Raw genomic sequence first — 20,634 nt, forward strand, 5'->3', positions numbered from 1 at the left:
CTACCCCTTGATGCCCGTAAGCGTGATGCCCTGGATGAACGTCTTCTGGGTGAAGAAGAACAGCACCACCACTGGCAAGAGCATGACCGTGCTGGCCGCCATCAGCGCCCCGAAGTCGGTGGTGTACTGGCCCTGGAAGAACGACAGCCCTAGAGATACTGTGTACTTGTTGGGGTCGTTCAGGTAGATCAACGGCCCTAGGAAATCGCCCCAAGCTCCCAGGAACTGGAATAGGGCCACGGTGGCTAGGGCGGGCACCGAAAGCGGCAGGATGATACGCGCGAATATCAGGAGCTCGTTGGCTCCATCCACCCTGGCTGCCTCCGACAGCTCCCTGGGTATGGTCATGAAGAACTGCCTGAGCAGGAAGATATAGAATGGGCTCCCGAAGAACGCGGGCACGATCAGCGGGAGAAACGTGTTGGTCCATCCCATGCTCCTGAACAGGGTGAAGAGCGGGATCATGGTCACGTAGAAGGGGATCATAGTCGTCGCCAGGATGATGATCAGCAGCGGCGTGCGTAGCGGCCAGTCTATCCTTGCCAGGCCGTACGCCACCATGGCACTGGACAGGACCACGCCAACGACCGAGAAGCCGCAGATGATCAGGGTGTTCACGATGTACCTGGCGAACGGCACGACCCTGAGCCCGTATAGATAGTGCTCCAGGGTGATCGGGTCGGGTATCCAGACCGGGGGGAAGGCGTTGAGCTGCTGGTTGGTCTTGAAGGACCCGGTGACCATCCAGAAGAACGGGATGGAGAACACCACGCTCAGGAATACGAGCACGATATGGGCGATCAGGCTCTGCAGGAGGCTTCTGGTGCTGCGCCTCCTCTGCCTTGTGATGGCTGGTATCCTGGTCGCACCGACCTCCTGCATGTAGGTTTGTTCGCTGCTCGTGCTGGGTACGGTCATGCTAAGCACCTCCGTAGTATATGCGCCTGGAGAGGGTTCTAAAGGTCAGCAGGGTTATCACCAGTATGATCAGGAACAGGATCCAGGCCATGGCGCTGGCGTAGCCCATCTTGAAGTAGCGGAAGGCGTTCTGGTACAGGTACAGGGCCGCGATCAGCGTGGACCTGGCGGGGCCGCCGTTGCCCCCGGTGAGCACGTACGCTGGGGTGAAGTACTGGAAGCCAGCTATCAGCCCCGTGACCAGCGCGTAGAAGAGGTGAGGGCTGAGGAAAGGCAACGTGACGTTCCAGAAGCTGGCCCACCACCCTGCGCCGTCCACCTTGGCGGCGTCGTAGATCTCCTGGGGCACGTCCTGGAGCCCTGCCAGCAGGATGATCATCAGGTTGCCCGCGCCCCACACGCTCATGATGATCAGGGCGGGCTTGGCCCAGGTGGGGCTGGCGAGCCAGCCCGGCCCGTTGATCCCGAAGATCCTGAGTATGTTGTTCAGTATGCCGTACTGCGGGTTGAACACGTAGGCCCATACCACCGCGGAGGCCACCGCCGGCACTATGCTGGGCAGGTAGAAGAGCGTGCGGTAGATGGCCATCCCCCTGACCTTCATGTTGAGCAGGAGGGCGAGCACCAGCGCCGTGATGATACCCAGGGGTATGGAGCCGACCAGGATGTACACCGTGTTGTACAGCGAGACCCACCAGTTATCATCCGACATAAGGTCCCTGTAGTTCTGCAGCCCTATCCACTTGGCGCCCCCGAAGAGGGAGTACGAAGTGAAGCTGTAGTAAAAGGAGGCCAGCAGCGGGTAAGCTGTGAACCAGAGCAGGCCGATTATGGCTGGCGAGGTGAAGAATAAGCCCCAGAGGAAGTCCCTGCGCGCCCTAGCGTTCGCCCGTCTGCCTCTCATGGATATAGCGGCCATATCTTACTCCTTCCTGTAGACGTGGGGAGGGGTTATCCCCCTCCCCAGGCTTGATTACGCGTTCTGCTTCATGAAGCGCTGCATCTCTTTCATGGTGTTTTCCTTGGCGGTGCGCATCGCGGCCAGAGGCGTCTTCTTGCCGTTGATCGCCTCTCCCACCTGCTCGCCTATCTGCCCGAAGTAGTAGGCTCCTACCGGGATGGCCGGGCGCGAGTGCTTGGCGGATATCAGCACGTTGTAGTAGGGGCCCATGATCGGGTCGTTCTTGATCTCCTCGAGCACCGGAGCCTTCTTCCAGGCGGGCGGGAATCCCACCGTCTCCCACTGGGCCTTGGTGCCCTCTGGCGTCGCGGAGACCCACTTGATGAACTCCCAGGCAGCATCGGGGTTCTTGGCACCCTTGGGTATGAAGAGCCCCCAACCGCCGAACCACGCCCCAGCACCGGGTTGCTTGGCCCCAGGGGGTTCGTACGGGAGCAGCCCGTGTCCGATCTTCATGTCGGGCTTGGCGTTCCTGATGTCTCGGTAGTTCGGGACTACGAGCGGGTACATGCCTATGTTGCCCGACCCGAAGGGATGCAGCTGCAGGTTGGGAGGCGTCACAGACAGCTTGTCCGGGCCACCCACCGACTTGGCGTACTTCACCATCCACTCCAGGGCCTTGACGACGTAGTCGTTGTCCGGGGTAACCTCCTGTTTGTCTGGGTCCCAGAACTCGCCGCCGAAGGACCATCCCCAGGTGAACAGGGAGTTCTCCGGCCCGTACACGTCCCAGGGGATCATCCCTATGCGCACGACCTTGCCGTTCCGGATGGTGTTGATCTTCTTGGAGTACTCATCCACCTCGTCGATGGTCTGCGGTCCCTTATCGGGATCGAGCCCCACCTCCTCGAATAGGTTCTGATTCCAGAAGAATGGGAAGTTAGGGTCCGCATCCCACTGCACCTGGTAGAACTTGCCCTCCCACTGCATGTCGTTCCAAGCAGGTGGAAACCAGTCGTCCTCGGTCCATCCCTCCTGCTTGACGTATTCTGTGAGGTCCGTCATCACGCCCAGCAGAGCCCACTGGGGTGTGCTGAAGGGGGTCAGGTGAGCCAGGTCGGGAGCGGCACCGCCCGCGATCGACGTCAGCAGTTTGGGGTTGTCCTGGTGCCCCGGTGAGTAGGTGATCTTGATACCTACGTCCGACTGCACCTGCTCGTAGCGCTCAGCCAGCTTGATCCATCCCTGATGCTCGTTGCCGGCGAACACACTGTACAGCTCGAGCACGATCTTGCGTCCCTTGGGAGCCTCGCGTACCGCCGGGGTGGCGTTTGCAGCCGGGGGCGGAGCTTGGCTTGCCGCCGGGGTAGTTGCCGGCGTCTTGTTCGCGGAGCCTGGAGAACCAGTAGTAACACCACAGGCTGCGAGGGTGGCCCCGGCTGCGCCCAAGGCTATTGCTTTCAGGGCCTGCCTTCTAGATAGTTTCTTCCTGCCGTATGGATACCTATCTGGGTATCTGGACATAGTTTTCCTCCACATAGTGTGATACTTCCCGACTTCTAAATAGAGCCAAAACCGTTTTATGCCACGCGATCACCTCCCCGAGATAGGATGCTGCAAAGTCGTCCTAGGGATGCTATATGGCAGGGTCAGGGCTCTGACTCTTGTCCGCTCTCATCTCTTCAATCTCCTCCTGCGCCGTGCTACCATAGGACCAGAGAGCTCTAATACTCTCCGTACATGTGCGTTATAATACAAACAACGTTTTATGCTGTCAATATCTAACATGTAAATGCACAGAATTTAACGAACTAAATTTGCGTTAGGGGGCGGTGAGGCGTGGCTACGAACGGCAAATCCGGCGAGAGAAGTCTGGTACCCGAGGAGAGGCGCAGGCGGATACTAGAGCGACTTAGAAAGGAGGGCGGAGTCAGCGTCTCGGCTCTGGAGCAGGAGCTGGGCGTGTCCTCAATGACCATCAGGCGCGACCTGGAGGTGCTGGAGCAGCAGGGCAAAGCCAGGAGGACTCACGGGGGAGCCATCTTGCCCGAGCTTGCGGGCCACGAGGACTCCTTCCAACAGAGGGTGGAGACCAACGTCGAGCAGAAGAAGCGTCTAGGCGAGGCGGCCGCGGCCAAGATATCCGCCGGGGAGAGCGTGTTCCTGGACGCCTCCAGCACCTCCTACTACGCCGCCAGGAGCATCCTCGATGCCGGCAAGAAGGTGACGGTGATCGCCAGCCTCGTGCCCATCATGGACCTGCTCTCCTCCCAGCCCCTCTCGGGGGTGGATCTCATCGGGCTGGGGGGCAGCCTGCGCAAGCTCACCAGGTCCTTCGTCGGCCCCCAGACCACGCGCGCCATCAGCGCCTACTTCACGGACAAGGTGTTCCTCAGCGTGCGAGGGGTCACCCAGGACGGCCACTTGACGGACCCTGACCCCCTGGAGGCGGAGGTCAAGCGCGCGATGATCGCCCACGCCAGGGAGGCCATCTTGCTCGTGGACGGCTCGAAGTTCGGCGCGCAGGCGCTCTGCGTGGTGGCCCATGTCTCCAACCTATCCCTGGTCATCACCACCAGCGACGCTCCGGAAGAGGCGATCAGGAGCATAACGCAGCTGGGGGTGCCGGTGGAGATCGTGTGATCCCCCGGCTTCCCGCTCCGTCCCCACCGAGGTCTCCCGGATCTAACCTGCGATGGGACTCTCTTCTGCCCTCACATCTTGTGCGTCTCATGCTCGCCGTCTATGCATCAGTTTGGCAGCCAGCCTCCAAGCGGTTATACTAAGCTAAGTAATTCGATAATCGAGTGAACGCGATCTATCAAAGCTGGAGGCGGTAGGTGTTAGACGACGGCAGCACGGCTGCGCGCAAGGACAGGCAACTGCAGGCCGTGCTTGACTCAGCGGGAGACGATGGGAGGCTGGAGGGGGGCTTCGACGCCCTGAGGCTGCCCCACAGGGCTCTCCCCGAGATCTCCCTCAGCGAGGTCTCGACCCGTACGGTGTTCCTGGGCAGGGAGCTGGGGGCGCCCTTGCTCATCTCCTGCACTACCGGAGGCACCCCCAGGACCTACGAGATCATAGCCCGCCTGGCGAGGGCCGCGCAGGTGAGGCGATTAGCCTTTGGGCTGGGCTCCCAGCGAGTCATGTTGGAGTTCCCGGAAGCTGCGCGCTTCTTCCAGGTCAGGGCCCTGGCTCCGGACGTGCCGATCCTCTCGAACCTGGGCGCCGTGCAGCTGAACTACGGCGTGACCGTGGACGATTGCCGGAGGCTGGTCGAGCTCTCGGAGTCTGATGCGCTCGTGCTGCACCTCAATCCCCTGCAAGAGGCGTTGCAGGAGGGGGGCAACACGAACTTCTCGGGACTGCTCGGAAAGATAGAGGCGCTGTGCAGGCAGCTGCCGGTGCCGGTCATAGCCAAGGAGATAGGCTACGGTATCTCCGGCGAGGTGGCGAGGCAGCTGGTGGATGCTGGCGTGTGGGGCATAGACGTGGCGGGCGCGGGAGGGACCTCCTGGAGCCAGATAGAGTCTAAGCTGGCGTCCTCCCCGCGAGGGCGGATGGTCGGCCGCGCCTTCGCCGCCTGGGGGATACCCACGTCTCGGGCAGTGGTCAGCGTCAGGCGGGCGCTGCCGCAGGTACCGCTGATAGCCAGCGGCGGCCTGAGGGACGGGGTGGATGTGGCCAAGGCGATCGCCCTGGGCGCCGATATGGCCGGCATCGCGGGGCCGCTCGTCAAGGCAGCTGCTGCCTCGGAGGAGGCGCTGATGGAGTACGTCGACGCCCTCGTCCAGCAGCTGCGAGTGGCCATGTTCTGCACCGGCGCCGCCGATGTGTCCTCCCTGCGGCAGGTCGAGGTGATCTGGGAGGGGCAAGCGAGTACCTACTGAGGAGGTGTGGCTTGGCAGGTAGAGTGGTGGTCATAGGAGGTGGCATCGGGGGGCTGGGCACGGCCTGCCTGCTTGGCAGGAGCGGCTACGAGGTGACCCTGCTGGAGAAGAACGAGCGGGTGGGCGGACGCGCCAACCTCCTGGAGGATGTGGGATTCCGATGGGATATGGGACCTTCCTGGTACCTCATGCCCGATGTGTTCGAGGCCTTCTTCGACCTGCTGGGGGAGAAGGTCGGAGACCACCTCCGGCTGCGGAGGTTGTCCCCCAGCTACAGGATATTCTTCGAGGACGGCGATGTGGTGGACATGACCGGTGATCTCGAGGCGGATGCAGAGACCTTTGAGCGCTATGAGCCCGGGGCAGGTGCCAGGCTGAGGGAGTACCTCAGGCTCAGCGAGTACCAGTACCAGGTGGCTATGAGCCAGTTCGTACCCAGGAACTACGACTCGATCTTTGAGTTCTTCAATCCTATGCTGCTCCTCAAGGGCTCGAGCCTGCACGTCTTCGAGAGGATGGAGGACTACGTCTCCCGGTACTTCAGCCATCCCAAGCTTAGGAAGATCATCCAGTACACGCTGGTCTTCCTGGGGAGCTCGCCGTACACCACCCCTGCGCTCTACAACATCATGAGCCATGTGGACTTCAACCTGGGGGTGTGGTACCCCGAGGGCGGTATCTACGAGATCGTGCGCGTGCTCGAGCGCCTGGCCCGGGAATCTGGAGTGGAGATAGTCACAAGCTGCCCGGCCGAGGCCATAGTCGTGGAGGGTGGCAGGGTGAGCGGGGTGTCGACGTCCAGGGGGTTCTACCGTGCCGACGTGGTGGTCTCCAACGCCGACGTCTACCACACCGAGACCCGCCTGCTGCCTCCCAGGTACAGGAGCTACAGCGAGCGGTACTGGAGGCGGCGCACGCTCGCGCCCTCAGCCTTCATCATCTACCTCGGCGTGAGGGGAGAGTTGCCCCAGCTCCTGCACCACAACCTCTACTTCTGCGAGGACTGGCGCACGAACTTCGCCCAGATATTTGACAGGCCCGAGTACCCACGCAACCCCTCGGTGTACGTGTGCTGCCCGAGCCGGACCGATCCCAGCGTGTCCCCGGCCGGCCACGAGAACCTCTTCGTGCTGGTCCCCATCGCCCCGGGGCTGCCGGACAACGACGAGATCAGGAGGAGCTACGCAGCCCGCGTGCTCGGCCTGCTGTCCGAGAAGCTCGATATCCCGGACCTGCGGGAGAGGGTGGTGGTGCAGCATACCTTCTCCCGTCGGGACTTCGAGGAGCGCTACAACAGCTATCGCGGGTCGGCGCTGGGGCTGGCACACACCCTGTCGCAGTCGGCGGTGTTCCGCCCAAGCAACAGGAGCCGGAAGGTGCGGGGGCTCTTCTACGTGGGAGCCAACACCAACCCTGGGATAGGTATGCCGATGTGCCTGATATCGGCCGAGCTCGCTTGGAGGCGTGTGGTGTATGGTAAGTGACCTGGAGATATGCCGACGTATATTTCGCAAGTACTCGTGGACCTACTACTACTCCACCCAGATGCTCCCACCCGACGTCCGCAAGCGGGTGTGGGTGCTCTACGCCTTCTTCAGGCTCGCGGACGAGCACGTGGATAACCCCGTGCTGGAGCCCGCCGAGCAGCTGCGCGCCTTCAGGGAAGATGTGGACTTTGCCTGGAGCCGGGGCACCTCCCGTGAGCCGGTCCTGAGATGCTTCGTGCGGGTGGCCCGACAGCACGGCATCGAGCGTCCCTGGGTGGAGGCTTTCCTGGATTCCATGGAGATGGACCTCACGGTCTCCTGCTACCCCAGATACTCGGACCTGGAGCGCTACGTCTACGGCTCCGCAGAGGTCGTGGGGCTGATGATGGCCAGGGTGATGCGGGCGCCCGATGCGGGGCTGGACCACGCCCGCCTGCTGGGCCACGCCATGCAGATCACCAACTTCTTGCGGGACGTCGCCGAGGATCACGCGCGCGGCAGGATATACATCCCGCTGGAGGATCTGAGCAGGTTCGGGATAGACCCCAGCTCCTGGGGGCCGGGGGTACCAGAGGGGCGCTTCCGGGCGCTCATGGCTCACCAGATAAGGCGGAACATGCGCCAGTACATGGAGGCCCATCAGGGCCTTCGATACGTGCCTCCCGCCTGCAGGTTCGGTGTGGCCCTGGCGTCGTTCAGCTACCAGAGCGTGCTGTACCGCATCTCCAGAGACCCGGTAAGCGTGTGGCACAACAGGGTCAAGAACGCCCGTGGGGACTACCCGCCCGTGCTGTGGAGGGCCGCGTATGCTTCCTTCATGGCGTGACCTTAGGTGGCTGCTGAAGGTCTCTCGCCCCAAGTTCTGGTTGTACCTGCTGGGGACCTACGCCCTGGGCTGCATCCTCGGGGCGGACAGCCTCCCTGCGCTCATGAGCTGGCGGACGCTGTGGTTCTTTGTCTGGTTCACGTTGCCAGCTAACCTGCTGCTGTACGGCGTCAACGATCTCTCGGACTACGATACCGATGTGCACAACCCCAAGAAGGGCGATTGGGAAGCGCTCGTGCGGCCAGAGATGCGCCCCAGGCTGCTTGTGGCGGTGTTGATAGCTGTTGCGCTCGCTCTTCCCCCGCTGTTGGGCGCTAGCCCTTTGAGCTGGTTGGCCTGGCTGCTGTTCGTGGTGCTCTCCGTGATCTACAGCGCGCCGCCGATCAGGCTCAAGTCCCGGCCCGTGATAGACTCGCTGAGCAACGTGCTGTACGTCACGCCTATGTTCTTGGGGTGGTCGCTCTACTCGAGCTCTCCACCCTCCTGGCGCCTGGCGCTGGCCGGTGCATGCTGGTGTGCCGCTATGCACGCCTATTCTGCTATCCCAGACATAGTGCCAGATACCCGCGCCGGTGTGAGGACCGTGGCCACGCTGCTGGGAGAGTTGGGCACGCTCCGATATTGCCTGGTGATGTATCTTTTGGCGGCCATCCTCGTATTGCCCAGTGACCTGTTCTCCGGCGTCATCCTGATGGTTTATCCAGGCATCATGCTCGCCCAGATGCGCCTTGCTCCCCATGCCGTGGCGCGTTGGTATCCCTATTTCCCGCTGATCAATGGGGTCGCGGGGATGGTCCTTACCCTGAGGTTCCTGCTACCGCTGTCGATGCATTCGCCCCTGTGACCTCATGAAGGCCTCCAGCAGGTCGGCGGTGGTGGACGTGCCTACCTCCGTCCTGGCCCGCCCGGCTACCTCCCCGGCCCGCCCGGCGATGGGCCCGTCCATGACCCTGCCCAGGGCACGCAGGAGCGCTGCCTGGGAGTAGGCCCGCAGTAGGAGGACCTCCGCGACGCCCGCCTCCTGGGCGCGCGCAGCGTTGAAGAAGTGGTCCGCGCCCCACGGGAGGATCAGCTGCGGGACGCCCGCGAGCATGGCCTCCTGTACCGTCCCGACGCCGCCGTGGTGGATCACCGCCGCGCAGCGAGGCATCACCTCTTGGAAGGGCACGAAGGGTACCGCCATGGACCTCTTGCCCACATGTCCCTCTCGCGGCCCTACCAGGAGCGCCTTGGCCCCTAGAATCTCCACCGCCCCAAGACAGATGCTATAGAGCCGATGGGAGTGTTTGTCCTCCCCGTGCGCCATCGAGCCCGCGGTCACCAGCACCAGCCTTCCCCGGGCCTCCAGGAACCGCCGGAGCTCGGGGCTCGGACGCCACGCTCTATAACCTCTGTAAGGGCAGTAGCCGGTCTGATGCACTTGAGGAGGCCATCTTGGTGACATGGGGGTAAAGCTGGGCAGGGCGGTAAGGATTGATAGGTACGGGGAGAGGTTGCCAGTGAGCATCCAGTCCGATCTGGTAGGCAGTCCCAGAGCTCCCCTATGCTCGTTGACCAGTGGGTCCACGTACCGGCGCATCCACCATCGACCGAGAGCCCACCCCACACGGCTCAAAGCTCGTCGCAGGAGAGGAGGGCACGCATTAGGTAAGGTGTAGGGAGATAGCTCCGATGGTAGGATGGCTGGGGCTATGAACACGGTGGCCCAAGGTATCCGAACCATCTCCGCGGCCGAGGCTGCCGCTAGTTGGGTGGCCGAGGACACCAGCAGATCGTACTCCAGGCAGAGGCGGGCCAGGCTCCTGGCTCGCTCGGCAAGCCAAGGAGACTCGGCAGCCACCACGCTCCGAGTGCTTGCGAAGGGCGCGGCCCTGCCGAAGGGGAAGGTGATGCCCCTAAGGGCCGACCCCTCCGCAGCTGGATCGCCAGGTAGCGTGTGGACGAGGAAGCCTTCCTCCTCACCCCTGCCAGCCAGCGACGGTGGCAGCGCCAGGGCCACCTGGTGTCCCCTGCGCGCCAGCTCCTTGCCCACGGCCAGCTGCTGGCTCAGATCGCCAAATGACCCGGAGGTGGTGATCAGTACCTTGGCCAAGCGCGTGCTCCTCTCAGTGTGTCGGTCATTATAATAGTAGCTGATGGTATCGGTTGTGGAGGTGAGTCATGGTCAGCAGCGTTGTGCGTGACAAGATGAAGCAGATCCTAGAGGATAGGCTGGCGGATGAGGTCAAGCTCGTGCTCTTCTCCCAGAAGGAGCTACCTATATATGTACCCGGCAGGGAGTGCCCGCAATGTCCCGTTGCCAGGAAAGTCCTCGAAGAGCTAGTGGGCATGTCCCCCAAGCTGCAGCTCGAGTTCCACGACATCTACTCCGAGGGTGACCTGGCGCGCGAGCGAGGGGTGGAGCGCATTCCCACGATAGAGATAGAGGGCAGGAATAGGGGCAGGATGAGGTTCCTTGGAGCCCCCGCGGGTCATGAGCTGTCCGCCCTGTTGGACGCGATCTCGGATGCCTCAACAGGATCCACCAGCCTAGGGAATGATACTAAGCAATGGCTGCAGGAACTGGGCTCATCGCTGCACATCCGGGTGTTCAGCACCCCGACATGCCCGTACTGCCCTCAGATGGCGCGCCTGGCCTGGCAGCTTGCTGTCGAGAGTCCTCAGGTGACCGCCGAGGTGGTGGATGCCACGGCTTTCCCGGATCTAGCCCAGCGCTACATGGTGTACGGTGTGCCCAAGACAATCGTCAACGACCGGCTCAGCCTCGAGGGTGCCATGGCGGAGGCTGATCTGGTTGCGCAGCTGCGTACCCTGCTCGTGCCCCCATCGGAGGATCGCAGGGGAACGGAGTGATACCTCTCATCAGTCTTTGTGGGCTAACATCGCCAGGGCTGCGTCCTCGTCCGTCACGAGGATGTTGATCAGCCCCGCCCTCGCGGCCCCGATGTTGGCCAGCGCCTTGTGCTCTCCCCAGCTGACGCCGACCTTGTTAGGTACGGCTTTCAGCACATCGCTGGATACCGCCAGGATCCTATCATGGATCTCGAGGGGAGCTATCGAACCGTCCAGCATGAAGAAGGTGCCGCAGATGTCGCCCACCGCTCCCTGCCCGGCTATGTACTCCAGATCGGCATCGTTGAGGTACCCTGCCCTGTAGAGCCCCGACCTCTGGCTCACCAAGCCGACGGAGACGAGGGTGATGTCTGACCGCCGGGCGACCTCGAGCGTCCGCCGGATGTGCTGGTCGCGCAGCAGTCCCTGCCTGACCGAGCTGTCCGTGACTATCATCGGTGCGTGCAAGTAGTACACGGTGGCCCCCAGCATGTTACCCAGCTGTGAGGCTATCTGAGCTCCATCTATGTCTGGAGTCACACCTCCTATGCTGCCCATAAGCTGAGCCACCTTGACGTCCTTCTTCGGCGTGAGGTACCCGCTGCTCACCGTCTCATAGACGGCGCTGCCCCAGCCCAGGCCTATGGTGCTGCCCTGCCGGATGATCTTCTGGAGGTACCTGGCTGCCAAGGCTCCCACCTTCTTGCCCGTGTCTAGACCAAACATGCTGTTGGTCTGGCGAGCTAGCACCACGCAGTCCTTGAGGTTGAACCTTGCCTTCAGCTCGCCCTCCAGGCGGCTATCTCTTTGCAGGGGGTGGTTGATGCGCACCTCTACCAAGCCAGACTCCCTGGCGCTCTTCAGCATCCTGGACACGTGGGATCTAGACAGACCAACACGGCGTGCTATCTCATCCTGAGTCAGCCCGTCCATGTAGTAGAGCTGGGCGATCTCAGCCAGCATCAAGGTGTTTTCCAGAGACTCCCTCGTTCTAGGCGACATCCAACCTCCACCCTTATGGGAAAATTATAGATATAGCTGAGCAAGTGTGCAATAAAACACCCCTTAACAACCTATGAAAAGTATCTTAAATGCACATTTGTGCATATTTAGCAACAATGTGCCCAGAAGATATTGAACTTGGCAGGGAGAGGTGATATCTTAATCGGCACCAGTTCAGGTGCAAGGAGGTTTCGGCAATGAACTCGATTCCAGGTAGACTCAAATCCTATCTGTTACCGGTGCTCATCCTCGCGCTGCTGCTGGGTGCGTGTGGAGGGCAAGCAGGACAGACCCCGACAGTTGGGCAGACTACGTCTCCGTCCCCATCACCATCGGTTGCTAGTCCGTCTCCTTCGGCCGCACCTTCGGCATCACCCAGTGCATCTCCTACTCCAGCGCAGGCTGGGCAGTCTCCACAGCCCACGCAGGGAGCAGCGAGCGATCAGTGGTGGCGATCCGCCGCTGAGAAGGCAGCGTGTGTGGGGCAGACCATCAGGGGAGTCACCGAGAGCACTCCGCCCTCCAAGTATGCCGCCGATGTGTTGGCCAAGCAGTTCGAGCAGGCTACTGGCATCAAGGTCGAGCTGGAGACCACCTCTTGGGACCAGATGTACGACAAGGCCATCAAGGACATGGAGGCCAAGACGGGCATCTACGACTTCGTCTACACGGAGCAGGATATAGTCTACGGCTACATGGCCCGCAACTTCTTGGTCGATCTCACCAAGATGATGGAGGAGAACCCCGACCTGAAGGCTCCTACCTTCGATCTGAACAAGTTCACCTCGTTCATCAACTACTTCAAGGACCCCAAGACCGGGCATCTGTATGGTGTGCCGATGGAGTCGTTCATCAAGACCTATGTCTATAGGAAGGACCTCTTTGAGGACCCAGAGATAAGGGCTGCCTTCAAGAAGCAGTACGGGCACGACCTAGCCCCTGCCAAGAACTTCGAAGAATACAGGCAGATCGCGGAGTTCTTCACCAAATGGGGTAAGGACCACAACATGCAGCTGTGGGGCACCACGGTGCAGGCGGCCTCCGGACATCCAGCGTCCTTCTACGAGCTAGTGGAGACGATATTCCCCAGCTGGGGCATATACAACTGGGGTATCAACACCAAGACCTACAAGGCCACGGTAGAGCACGGTGGCCAAATGAACAGCGCCAAGGCCAAGCAAGCCCTCAAGTTCTGGCTTGACATGCTCAAGTATGCTCCGCCTGAGTCGACCAACAGCACCTGGGATGAGGTGGCAGCTACTTTCGCTGCCGGCAGGGCTGCTCAGGGCTGGATCTACGGAGAGAACGTGGCTTGGATCGCCACAGATCCTTCCAGATCGAAGGTAGTGGGCAAGGTTGGGGTGGCCCTGCCTCCGACGGCTCCGGGCGTAATGCAGGATGCCAAGTCCGGCAAGGGCTACATCGGCTACTACGACGGTGGTGCCTTCGCCATACCCTACTCTTCCAAGAAGCAGAAGTGCGCGCTGCTGTGGTTGGAGTACATAGGTCAGCCATCGGTGCAGCCCGAGTGGGCAGCCAAGACGGCCCGCATCACCCTCACCGAGACCTTCGACGACCCATTGGTCAAGGAGGTCGATCAGAAGACCGGCGGCTACTTCACCCTGATGCGCAAGTACGGTGACCTGTTCGCTGGTGCTCCTCCGTTCCCGTTCCACGCACAGGTCAGGGAGGTCGTGGCGCCCTTCATTTATAAGGCGATATCTGGGCAGATGAGCCCTGATCAAGCCCTGGACGAGGCCGCCAAGGCCGCGGAGGAAGAGATGCAGAGACTAGGCTACGGGAAGTAGGTGGTGGTGTATGTGGTCTGCAAGAACTGGGTGGGCGCTCTTGGCGCCCACCCTCATAGTACTAGCTGTGACGGGGCTGGCGCCCTTCTTCTACGTGCTGTACGTGAGCTTCTTCAACTGGAACGTCTTCTCGGCACAAGCTGGGCTGTCCTTCGCGGGGCTGGAGAACTACCGCAGGCTGGTGTTCGATCAGGCATTCTTGTCCTCGCTCTGGATCACCATCAAGTTCACATTCTGGGCGGTGCTCAGCGAGATGGTACTGGGTTTCCTGCTGGCCCAGCTCCTCACCAGGGAGTTCCCCGGCAAGGCCTTCTTCAGGACCATCCACGCGTTGCCGCTCATGGTCGCACCGATCGCTGTGGGTGCCACCTGGCGGCTGATGATGATTCCAGGGTTCGGTCCTGTGCCCTACTACCTGCAGCAGTGGTTCCACATAGACTACAACATAGGGCGCTATAGTGGTCAAGCTTTCTGGACCACGATACTCATGGACGTGTGGCACTGGACGCCGCTCGTGACCCTCACCCTGCTGGCTGGGCTGATATCCCTCCCCAGGGAGCCGTTCGAGAGCGCTCAGGTGGACGGCGCGAACGCCCTCCAGATCTTCAGGTACCTGACGCTCCCTATGATCACCCCGGTGATGCTCACTACTCTGTTCATACGCATCATGGATGCGCTGCGCATCGTCGATGAGGTCTGGATGCTGACTGGGGGCGGCCCTGGGTCCGCCACTAGGTACACGGGCATACACTTGTGGCGCGAGGTGTTCCCCAAGACGGACTACGGCTACGGCTCCGCTATGTCCATGCTGTTGCTGTACTTCACGATAGTGTTGAGCTGGCTGCTGTTTGTTGCGATCACGAGCAGAGGGAGTAGGGTGACATGAGCAAGGAGAGGCACGGCAGAAAGCTGAGAGGTAACATCCTGGTCTATCTGGTGTGGGTACTGTCCACGCTGCTCACGCTGTTGCCGATCTACTGGTTGTTCTTGGTGTCCATCCGCAGCAGAGTACAGCTGTTCGGGACGCCTTCGCTGATGATTCACGGCGTGTACACAGATAACTACGCGAGCTTCTTCGGAGATGCCACCTTCCGGAGGTACCTGATCAACTCGATCATGGTATCCACCTCCAACGCCATCCTCGTGGCTGTCCTGGCGGTGATGGCTACTTATGCACTGTCCCGCTGGCGGCTGCAGGGGGAGCAGAACATCTTCTTCTGGACGATCACCAACAGGATGGCTCCCCCGGCGGCCTTCCTGCTGCCGCTCTTCCTGCTGTTCACCAGAGTGTTCAAGTTCGGGGGCTGGGATCTGTTCGATACCCGCCTTGGGCTCATCCTCTTCTACACGGTGTTCAACCTCCCGTTCGCCATCTGGCTCCTCAAGGGCATAATCGACAGCATCCCCATCGAGCTGGATGAGGCGGCCATGGCCGACGGTGCGGACGTAAAGACAGTGTTGCTGAGGATAATAGTGCCACTTGCAGCACCAGGGATAGCCATCAGCGCCATCTTCAGCTGGGTGTTCTCCTGGAACGAGTATCTGCTAGCTGCCACACTCACCAGCGTCAATGCCCGCACGATCACTACTGGTCTGGCAGAATTCGTGACCGTCACCGGCACGAACTGGGGCGAGATGGCGGCGGTGTCCATGGTGGCTCTGCTGCCGGCTTTGATCTTCCTGGCGCTCGTGCAGCGCTACATAGTGATGGGGCTCACTTTCGGAGCTGTAAAGGAGTAGGCTCATGATGAGTGCAAAGGGCTTCGTCCCCCCGGAGGAGCATGAGGGACGCAAGGGCTTCCTGCCCATAGAGACCAACCTGTTCGACAGGGTGTTCATCAGTTTGGTGTTGTTGGTGGCTATACACCTCTTCTGGATGAGGTTCGTGGAGTCGGTGCTGCCCATCTGGATCGCTACGCTGATTTCGTTGATAATGGGGGCCGTGATAGTCACCAAAGGCTGAGACCGGAAGGAGGAGAGTATGTCTGACGATCTGCCCACGAGCATGAGGGCGGTGGTGTGCCATGGCCCCGAGGACTACAGGCTGGAGGAGCTGCCCGTGCCCCGGCCGGGCCCGGGCGAGGTGCTGGTGCGCGTGCCGGCGGTCGGGATCTGCGCCAGCGACCTGAAGTGCTACACGGGCGCGCCCATGTTCTGGGGTGATGAGCATCGCGTGGGCTACTGCCAGCCCCCGGTGGTGCCCGGGCACGAGTTTGTGGGCTATGTGGTGGCGCTGGGTGAGGGGGCCGGCGAGAAGTACGGCCTCCAGGTGGGGGGCCTGGCGGTCTCCGAGCAGATAGTGCCGTGCTGGCGGTGCAGGTTCTGCAGGCGGGGCCAGTACTGGATGTGCCAGCAGCACGATGTGTACGGCTTCAGGCAGAGAACCTTCGGCGCCATGGCTGAGTACATGCTGTGGCCGGCCGATGCCATCAACCACAAGGTGCCGCCCGACGTCCCTCCCCATCACGCGGCCTTCATAGAGCCGCTGGCGTGCGCCATCCACGCCGTCGACAGGGGGGAGATAAAGTTCGAGGACGTCGTGGTGATCGCTGGCGCTGGGCCCCTGGGGCTCGGCATGGTCGCCGCGGCGCGGATGAGAAACCCTCGGCTGCTGGTGGTCGTCGATCTGGAGGATCGGCGCCTGGAGGTGGCCCGCAGGTGCGGGGCGGACCTCACCCTCAACCCCTCCAAGGTGGACGTGGTGGAGGAGGTGCTGGGGCTCACGGAGGGTTACGGCTGCGACGTGTACATAGAGGCCACGGGGCACCCGGCGGCGGTGGAGCAGGGCCTGCGGATGATCCGCAAGCTGGGCACCTTCGTGGAGTTCAGCGTGATGCGGGAGCCCGTCACCGTGGACTGGACGATCATCGGCGATACGAAGGAGCTGAACATCCACGGCGCCCACCTCGGCCCTTACTGCTACCCCATAGCGATCGACATGATCCGCAAGGGCAGGCTGCCGTTGGACGAGATCGTCACCCACAGGCTCCCCCTGGAAGATTTCCACAGGGGGATAGAGATCATGATGTCGCGCGAGCACTCGATCAAGGTGGTGCTCGAGCCCAACGCTTGAAGTACAGGAGATGCTAGCTCAGAAAGGAGAGGCGAGCCAATGCGTAACGAAGCAGCAGTGCTCTACGGTCCGCACGACGTGCGCCTGGAGGAGCGGCCAGTGCCTGTGCCAGGGCCACGGGAGGTGCTGGTGGAGGTCAGGTCCGTGGGCGTGTGCGGCTCCGACGTACATTACTACGAGCATGGCAGGATAGGTAGCTTCGTCGTTGAGCAGCCCCTGGTGCTGGGGCATGAGTCCATGGGCGTGGTGGTTGGCCTGGGCAGCGAGGTCACGAAGCACCATGTGGGCGAGAGGGTGGCGCTGGAGCCGGGCGTGCCGTGCGGCACCTGCCGGGAGTGCCGTGCCGGCAGGTACAACCTGTGCCCGTACGTCAAGTTCTTCGCGACCCCTCCGGTGGACGGGGCCTTCGCGAGGTACGTCACCATCCACGAGGACTTCGCCTACGCCCTGCCCGATGAGATCTCGGACGATGCCGGCGCGCTGGTGGAGCCGGTCTCGGTGGGGCTGTGGGCGTGCAGGAAGGCGCGGCTGCGAGGCGGGGAGCACGTGCTGGTGACCGGTGCCGGCCCGATCGGCCTGCTCGCCATGCAGGCGGCCTTCGCTCTGGGGGCTGCCAGGGTGACGGTGACCGACGTGGTCGACGAGCGCCTGCAGTTCGCCCGCAAGGTCGGAGCGACGGCCACGGTCAACGTCCGCAGCACACCCCTCGTCGAGGCCGGGGTCGAGGCCGACGTCCTCATAGAGTGCTCCGGCAGCCCCACCGCGGTCGCCGATGGCCTGAGGTGCCTCCGTCCCGCGGGTACGGCTGTGTTGGTGGGCATGGGGCCCGGGGAGACGGTCGAGATACCTGTGGCGTACCTGCAGCAGCACGAGATCTGGCTCACCGGCACCTTCCGGTACGCCAACACCTATCCCGACGCCATCGAGCTGATCCGGGCAGGCAAGATACGCCCTGAGGAGATCATCACCGGGCATTACCCGCTCGCCGAGGCCGAGAGCGCGATGCAGGCGACCAGGCGGGACCCCTCCCAGGTCAAGGTCATGGTGCTGCCCCAGCTGGAGGCCTAGCGGATGCCCAGGTACAGGGTGCTGCTGCTCGAGCCGATCCACGAGAGCGGCATGCGCAAGCTGGCGGAGCACGTCGAGCTGGTGCTGGCCGATGGCCTGGACGAGGAGGCGCTGTGCCGGCAGGTGAGGGGCGTCCATGCCTTGGTGGTGAGGGCCGGCGGGAGGATCACGCGGAGGGTGCTGGAGGCGGCGGATAGCCTCCGGGTGATAGGCCGGCACGGCGTGGGCCTGGACAACATCGACCTGGAGGCGGCCCGCGAGCTGGGCGTGGCCGTGGTGTACACCCCTCTGGCCAACGCCGAGTCGGTCGCCGAGCACGCGGTGGGGATGATGCTGGCGCTCGCCAAGCGGCTGCGGGAGGGCGATGCGGCGCTGCGCAGGGGCGAGTGGGGCGCCCGCTACTCGCTCACGGGCAGGGAGCTGCTCGGCAAGGCCCTGGGCGTGGTGGGCATGGGCAGGATAGGTCGCCGCGTGGCCGAGATCTGCTCCCTGGCCTTCTCGATGGAGGTGATGTTCCACGACGTCGTGGAGCCCCAGCTGCCGCCCGGCCTGCGGGCGATCAGGGTGGACCTGGAGGAGCTGCTGTCCAGGGCGGACTTCGTCAGCCTCCACGTGCCCTTGCTCCCGTCCACGTACCACATGCTGGGGGAGAGGGAGCTGAGGCTCATGCCCAGCACCTCGTGCCTGGTGAACACCTCCAGGGGTGGGGTGGTGGACCAGGACGCTCTGGCCAAGGCGTTGCGCGAGGGCTGGATCGCCGGGGCGGCGCTGGACGTGTTCGAGGCCGAGCCCCTGCCGCCGGATAGCCCCCTGCTGGAGCTGCCCAACGTGCTGGTCACCCCTCACATGGCCTCCCATACCGAGGAGTCCCTGCGGAGGATGAGCGAGGTCGTGGACGACGTCCTCGCCGTGCTGGAGGGGCGACAGCCCAGGTTCAGGGCGGTGTAGCGCTACCGGCAGCGCTCGCAGCGGCCGTAGATCGCGTAGTGTACCATCAGGGCGTCGAAGCTGTAGCGCTCCATGATCTGCCGGTGCACCTCGTCGAACGTGTCCTGAGGTATCTCCCACATCTCGCCGCATCCCAGACATATCAGGTGATGGTGGTCGGCGCGGTCTATGGGATGGTAGCTCCACGTGCCCTTGCCGAGGTCCGTCTGGGTGATGAGCCCGGCGTCCCTGAGCAGCTCGAGGGTCCTGTAGACCGTGGAGAAGCTGATGTGGGGGTACATCAGCTTGACCTGCTCGTAGAGCTCCTCGGCGGTCACGTGGTCGTCGGTGGACAGCAGGTACTCCAGGATCATGATGCGCTGCGGGGTTATCCTGCAGCCCTGCCGCTTGAGCACCTCCACGGCGCTCTCCATCGTCATCTTGGGAGCTTGGTCGGCCATGTATCACCTCCCTCTGGCCATACTGCATGTTTTTCTTATTGCACTTTACTGCAAATACATATATTTTTCAAGGGGGTTGGCCGAATCCTAAGAGGAGTATGCTCGGGCCACGATCTTTGCTATATATGCCCGCATGTGCGTTGCTCCAAGGCTATGGGTGTCGAGATCGAGCGCGGATTATGATATATTTGATGTGTTGACAAATCAACCGAGGTGGAGCCCGATGAGCTTGGAAGACAGACCGCTGCCAGAGTACTACAAGATCAAGATGGCGCTGCTCAACGAGATACGGCAGGGCAGGTTCGTGCCCGGCCAGTCTTTCATCACCGAGAAGGAGGTGTGCAGGCGCTTCGGGGTCAGCCGCATCACCGCCGCCCGCGCCCTCAACGACCTGGTGCGCGAGGGCGTGCTGACCCGCAGGCGCGGGCTGGGGACGTTCGTCACGGGCACGATGGAGTCGCCGCCACAGGGGCACAGGGAGGGCAGGCTGATAGCCTGCATATTCGAGGTGCTGCACGGGCACCACGTCATCGAGATCCTCAGGGGCATAGAGGAGGTCTGCAGGGCGGAGGGCTTCCACACGCTCCTGTTCGACTCCATGCTCTCGGCCCAGACCGAGGTGCAGAACCTCAGGCGCGCCAGGCAGGCGGGGGCCGTGGGCGTGATCCTGTACCCGGTGGATGGTTCCCCCAACGCCGTGCATATAGAGGCCCTGCTGCAGGAGGGCATGCCCGTGGTGATGGTCGACCGCTACTACCCGAACGTGCCGACCGACAGGGTCTTGCCCGACAGCTGGTCGGCCGGGTACCTGCTGACCAAGGAGCTCATCGGGCGCGGGCACAAGCACATCGCCACCGTGTGGGGTGAGACCTCGTGCACGAGCGTGCAGGAGAACCTAGCTGGGCACCTGCAGGCGCTGCGGGAGCACGGGCTCGAGATCATCCCCGACCTGACCGCGCTGCGCCCCTACGACTCGCTACCCGAGGACGGCAGGCTGGCGATCCTGCGTGGGTGGATGTCCGCCCCTTACAGGCCCACGGCCATGCTGGCGGCCAACAGCCACGTGCTGACCGTTGTCGCCAAGGACCTGGCCCGCATCGGGCTGGAGCCCGGACAGGTGGCCCTGGCCTCGGCCGCGGACGACAACCCCGAGGCCCTCTACACGCTCGGGGCGATGACCGCCGTGCTGCCCTCCAGGCACATGGGCGTGGAGGCCGCTCGCCTGCTCATGGAGCGGATAAAGCAAGGAGGGGAGAGGCCCTACAGGCACGTGGTGCTACCGGTCACGATCGTCCCCCATATCTCCACCGACCAGATCCAGGACCTCGCGGGCACCTCTCAGCAGGTCGTGCGGTCCCAGCTGCCTGGCTAGGGCTGCCCCCTCCGCCACAGCAAGTTCCCCCGGCCTATGCTCCTACTCGTGGGGAGATGGCCTTGCTCG

The 20,634-nt window shown here is 62.6% G+C and carries 20 protein-coding genes; 14 read left to right on the forward strand and 6 right to left on the reverse strand.

Annotated elements, in window-relative coordinates; genetic code table 11:
- Genes TTER_RS10360 through TTER_RS10370 form a run of 3 tightly spaced genes read right to left on the reverse strand, consistent with a single transcriptional unit; the run spans position 1 to position 3,343 of the window.
- On the reverse strand, positions 1–918 hold the full coding sequence (locus tag TTER_RS10360; RefSeq protein ID WP_012875975.1) for a carbohydrate ABC transporter permease: 918 nt from the start codon (positions 916–918) through the stop codon (positions 1–3).
- A 1-nt stretch (position 919) separates the two neighbouring features.
- Positions 920–1,837 carry a carbohydrate ABC transporter permease gene (locus TTER_RS10365; protein ID WP_012875976.1) on the reverse strand — a complete coding sequence of 306 codons (918 nt, stop codon included), beginning with the start codon at positions 1,835–1,837 and terminating at the stop codon, positions 920–922.
- Between the two features lie 54 nt (positions 1,838–1,891).
- Positions 1,892–3,343 (reverse strand): ABC transporter substrate-binding protein, encoded by a 1,452-nt coding sequence (locus TTER_RS10370; protein ID WP_012875977.1) that lies wholly within the window; start codon positions 3,341–3,343, stop codon positions 1,892–1,894.
- A gap of 315 nt (positions 3,344–3,658) precedes the next feature.
- On the opposite strand from TTER_RS10370, the gene TTER_RS10375 reads away from it, so the two are divergent.
- The 5 genes from TTER_RS10375 to TTER_RS10395 all read left to right on the forward strand — a co-directional run bounded on the left by TTER_RS10375 (position 3,659) and on the right by TTER_RS10395 (position 8,866).
- On the forward strand, positions 3,659–4,462 hold the full coding sequence (locus TTER_RS10375; RefSeq protein WP_012875978.1) for a DeoR/GlpR family DNA-binding transcription regulator: 804 nt from the start codon (positions 3,659–3,661) through the stop codon (positions 4,460–4,462).
- A 197-nt stretch (positions 4,463–4,659) separates the two neighbouring features.
- Positions 4,660–5,709, forward strand: a complete 1,050-nt coding sequence (gene fni, locus TTER_RS10380; protein ID WP_012875979.1) for a type 2 isopentenyl-diphosphate Delta-isomerase — start codon at positions 4,660–4,662, stop codon at positions 5,707–5,709.
- An 11-nt stretch (positions 5,710–5,720) separates the two neighbouring features.
- Positions 5,721–7,193, forward strand: coding sequence for a phytoene desaturase family protein (locus TTER_RS10385; RefSeq protein ID WP_012875980.1), 1,473 nt, complete (start codon positions 5,721–5,723; stop codon positions 7,191–7,193).
- Positions 7,183–8,022: a phytoene/squalene synthase family protein gene (locus tag TTER_RS14900; RefSeq protein WP_012875981.1), complete on the forward strand. Its 840-nt coding sequence runs from the start codon at positions 7,183–7,185 to the stop codon at positions 8,020–8,022. Before TTER_RS10385 ends, TTER_RS14900 begins: the two co-directional genes overlap by 11 nt.
- Positions 8,003–8,866, forward strand: a complete 864-nt coding sequence (locus tag TTER_RS10395; RefSeq protein ID WP_012875982.1) for a prenyltransferase — start codon at positions 8,003–8,005, stop codon at positions 8,864–8,866. The genes TTER_RS14900 and TTER_RS10395 overlap by 20 nt, the downstream gene beginning before the upstream one ends.
- Here the strand turns inward: TTER_RS10395 and TTER_RS10400 are convergent.
- A complete protein-coding gene (locus TTER_RS10400; protein ID WP_012875983.1) occupies positions 8,837–10,114 on the reverse strand; it encodes a glycosyltransferase in 1,278 nt (425 codons plus the stop codon). The two genes, TTER_RS10395 and TTER_RS10400, sit on opposite strands and share 30 nt — an antisense overlap.
- A 68-nt stretch (positions 10,115–10,182) precedes the next feature.
- Between TTER_RS10400 and pdo the strand changes: the two genes are divergently transcribed.
- Positions 10,183–10,875, forward strand: coding sequence for a protein disulfide oxidoreductase (pdo, locus tag TTER_RS10405; protein ID WP_012875984.1), 693 nt, complete (start codon positions 10,183–10,185; stop codon positions 10,873–10,875).
- 9 nt (positions 10,876–10,884) lie between these two features.
- Here pdo and TTER_RS10410 read toward each other — a convergent pair whose 3' ends face one another.
- Positions 10,885–11,856 (reverse strand): sugar-binding transcriptional regulator, encoded by a 972-nt coding sequence (locus TTER_RS10410; RefSeq protein ID WP_012875985.1) that lies wholly within the window; start codon positions 11,854–11,856, stop codon positions 10,885–10,887.
- A gap of 197 nt (positions 11,857–12,053) precedes the next feature.
- Between TTER_RS10410 and TTER_RS10415 the strand changes: the two genes are divergently transcribed.
- From TTER_RS10415 to TTER_RS10445, 7 genes are read left to right on the forward strand one after another with little or no spacing between them, the layout of a single operon-like run.
- Positions 12,054–13,664, forward strand: a complete 1,611-nt coding sequence (locus TTER_RS10415; protein ID WP_012875986.1) for an extracellular solute-binding protein — start codon at positions 12,054–12,056, stop codon at positions 13,662–13,664.
- Positions 13,665–13,674: 10 nt separating this feature from the next.
- Positions 13,675–14,550: a carbohydrate ABC transporter permease gene (locus TTER_RS10420; protein ID WP_012875987.1), complete on the forward strand. Its 876-nt coding sequence runs from the start codon at positions 13,675–13,677 to the stop codon at positions 14,548–14,550.
- Positions 14,547–15,404 carry a carbohydrate ABC transporter permease gene (locus tag TTER_RS10425; RefSeq protein WP_012875988.1) on the forward strand — a complete coding sequence of 286 codons (858 nt, stop codon included), beginning with the start codon at positions 14,547–14,549 and terminating at the stop codon, positions 15,402–15,404. The genes TTER_RS10420 and TTER_RS10425 overlap by 4 nt, the downstream gene beginning before the upstream one ends.
- A 4-nt stretch (positions 15,405–15,408) precedes the next feature.
- Entirely contained in the window at positions 15,409–15,627 is a 219-nt protein-coding gene (locus TTER_RS10430) for a DUF2160 family membrane protein (RefSeq protein WP_012875989.1), read from the forward strand.
- Between the two features lie 18 nt (positions 15,628–15,645).
- Positions 15,646–16,737, forward strand: a complete 1,092-nt coding sequence (locus TTER_RS10435) for an erythritol/L-threitol dehydrogenase (RefSeq protein ID WP_012875990.1) — start codon at positions 15,646–15,648, stop codon at positions 16,735–16,737.
- Between the two features lie 39 nt (positions 16,738–16,776).
- On the forward strand, positions 16,777–17,805 hold the full coding sequence (locus TTER_RS10440) for an NAD(P)-dependent alcohol dehydrogenase (protein ID WP_012875991.1): 1,029 nt from the start codon (positions 16,777–16,779) through the stop codon (positions 17,803–17,805).
- A gap of 3 nt (positions 17,806–17,808) precedes the next feature.
- Complete coding sequence (locus TTER_RS10445; RefSeq protein ID WP_012875992.1) at positions 17,809–18,753, forward strand: hydroxyacid dehydrogenase; 945 nt, start codon at positions 17,809–17,811, stop codon at positions 18,751–18,753.
- Positions 18,754–18,755: 2 nt separating this feature from the next.
- Here the strand turns inward: TTER_RS10445 and TTER_RS10450 are convergent, their stop codons facing one another.
- Complete coding sequence (locus TTER_RS10450) at positions 18,756–19,193, reverse strand: Fur family transcriptional regulator (RefSeq protein WP_012875993.1); 438 nt, start codon at positions 19,191–19,193, stop codon at positions 18,756–18,758.
- A gap of 223 nt (positions 19,194–19,416) precedes the next feature.
- On the opposite strand from TTER_RS10450, the gene TTER_RS10455 reads away from it, so the two are divergent.
- The gene (locus tag TTER_RS10455) at positions 19,417–20,565 is read left to right on the forward strand and encodes a LacI family DNA-binding transcriptional regulator (protein ID WP_012875994.1); all 1,149 of its coding nucleotides are present in this window, start codon (positions 19,417–19,419) and stop codon (positions 20,563–20,565) included.
- Positions 20,566–20,634 lie beyond the last annotated feature (69 nt).

This window comes from Thermobaculum terrenum ATCC BAA-798 (assembly GCF_000025005.1).
GTDB lineage: Bacteria > Chloroflexota > Chloroflexia > Thermobaculales > Thermobaculaceae > Thermobaculum > Thermobaculum terrenum.

Coding starts and splice junctions, on each gene's coding strand:
- TTER_RS10360 (WP_012875975.1), bottom strand. CDS start 918: ATGACCGTACCCAGCACGAGCAGCGAACAAACCTACATGCAGGAGGTC.
- TTER_RS10365 (WP_012875976.1), bottom strand. CDS start 1,837: ATGGCCGCTATATCCATGAGAGGCAGACGGGCGAACGCTAGGGCGCGC.
- TTER_RS10370 (WP_012875977.1), bottom strand. CDS start 3,343: ATGTCCAGATACCCAGATAGGTATCCATACGGCAGGAAGAAACTATCT.
- TTER_RS14900 (WP_012875981.1), top strand. CDS start 7,183: ATGGTAAGTGACCTGGAGATATGCCGACGTATATTTCGCAAGTACTCG.
- TTER_RS10395 (WP_012875982.1), top strand. CDS start 8,003: ATGCTTCCTTCATGGCGTGACCTTAGGTGGCTGCTGAAGGTCTCTCGC.
- pdo (WP_012875984.1), top strand. CDS start 10,183: ATGGTCAGCAGCGTTGTGCGTGACAAGATGAAGCAGATCCTAGAGGAT.
- TTER_RS10410 (WP_012875985.1), bottom strand. CDS start 11,856: ATGTCGCCTAGAACGAGGGAGTCTCTGGAAAACACCTTGATGCTGGCT.
- TTER_RS10415 (WP_012875986.1), top strand. CDS start 12,054: ATGAACTCGATTCCAGGTAGACTCAAATCCTATCTGTTACCGGTGCTC.
- TTER_RS10420 (WP_012875987.1), top strand. CDS start 13,675: ATGTGGTCTGCAAGAACTGGGTGGGCGCTCTTGGCGCCCACCCTCATA.
- TTER_RS10425 (WP_012875988.1), top strand. CDS start 14,547: ATGAGCAAGGAGAGGCACGGCAGAAAGCTGAGAGGTAACATCCTGGTC.
- TTER_RS10430 (WP_012875989.1), top strand. CDS start 15,409: ATGATGAGTGCAAAGGGCTTCGTCCCCCCGGAGGAGCATGAGGGACGC.
- TTER_RS10435 (WP_012875990.1), top strand. CDS start 15,646: ATGTCTGACGATCTGCCCACGAGCATGAGGGCGGTGGTGTGCCATGGC.
- TTER_RS10440 (WP_012875991.1), top strand. CDS start 16,777: ATGCGTAACGAAGCAGCAGTGCTCTACGGTCCGCACGACGTGCGCCTG.
- TTER_RS10445 (WP_012875992.1), top strand. CDS start 17,809: ATGCCCAGGTACAGGGTGCTGCTGCTCGAGCCGATCCACGAGAGCGGC.
- TTER_RS10450 (WP_012875993.1), bottom strand. CDS start 19,193: ATGGCCGACCAAGCTCCCAAGATGACGATGGAGAGCGCCGTGGAGGTG.
- TTER_RS10455 (WP_012875994.1), top strand. CDS start 19,417: ATGAGCTTGGAAGACAGACCGCTGCCAGAGTACTACAAGATCAAGATG.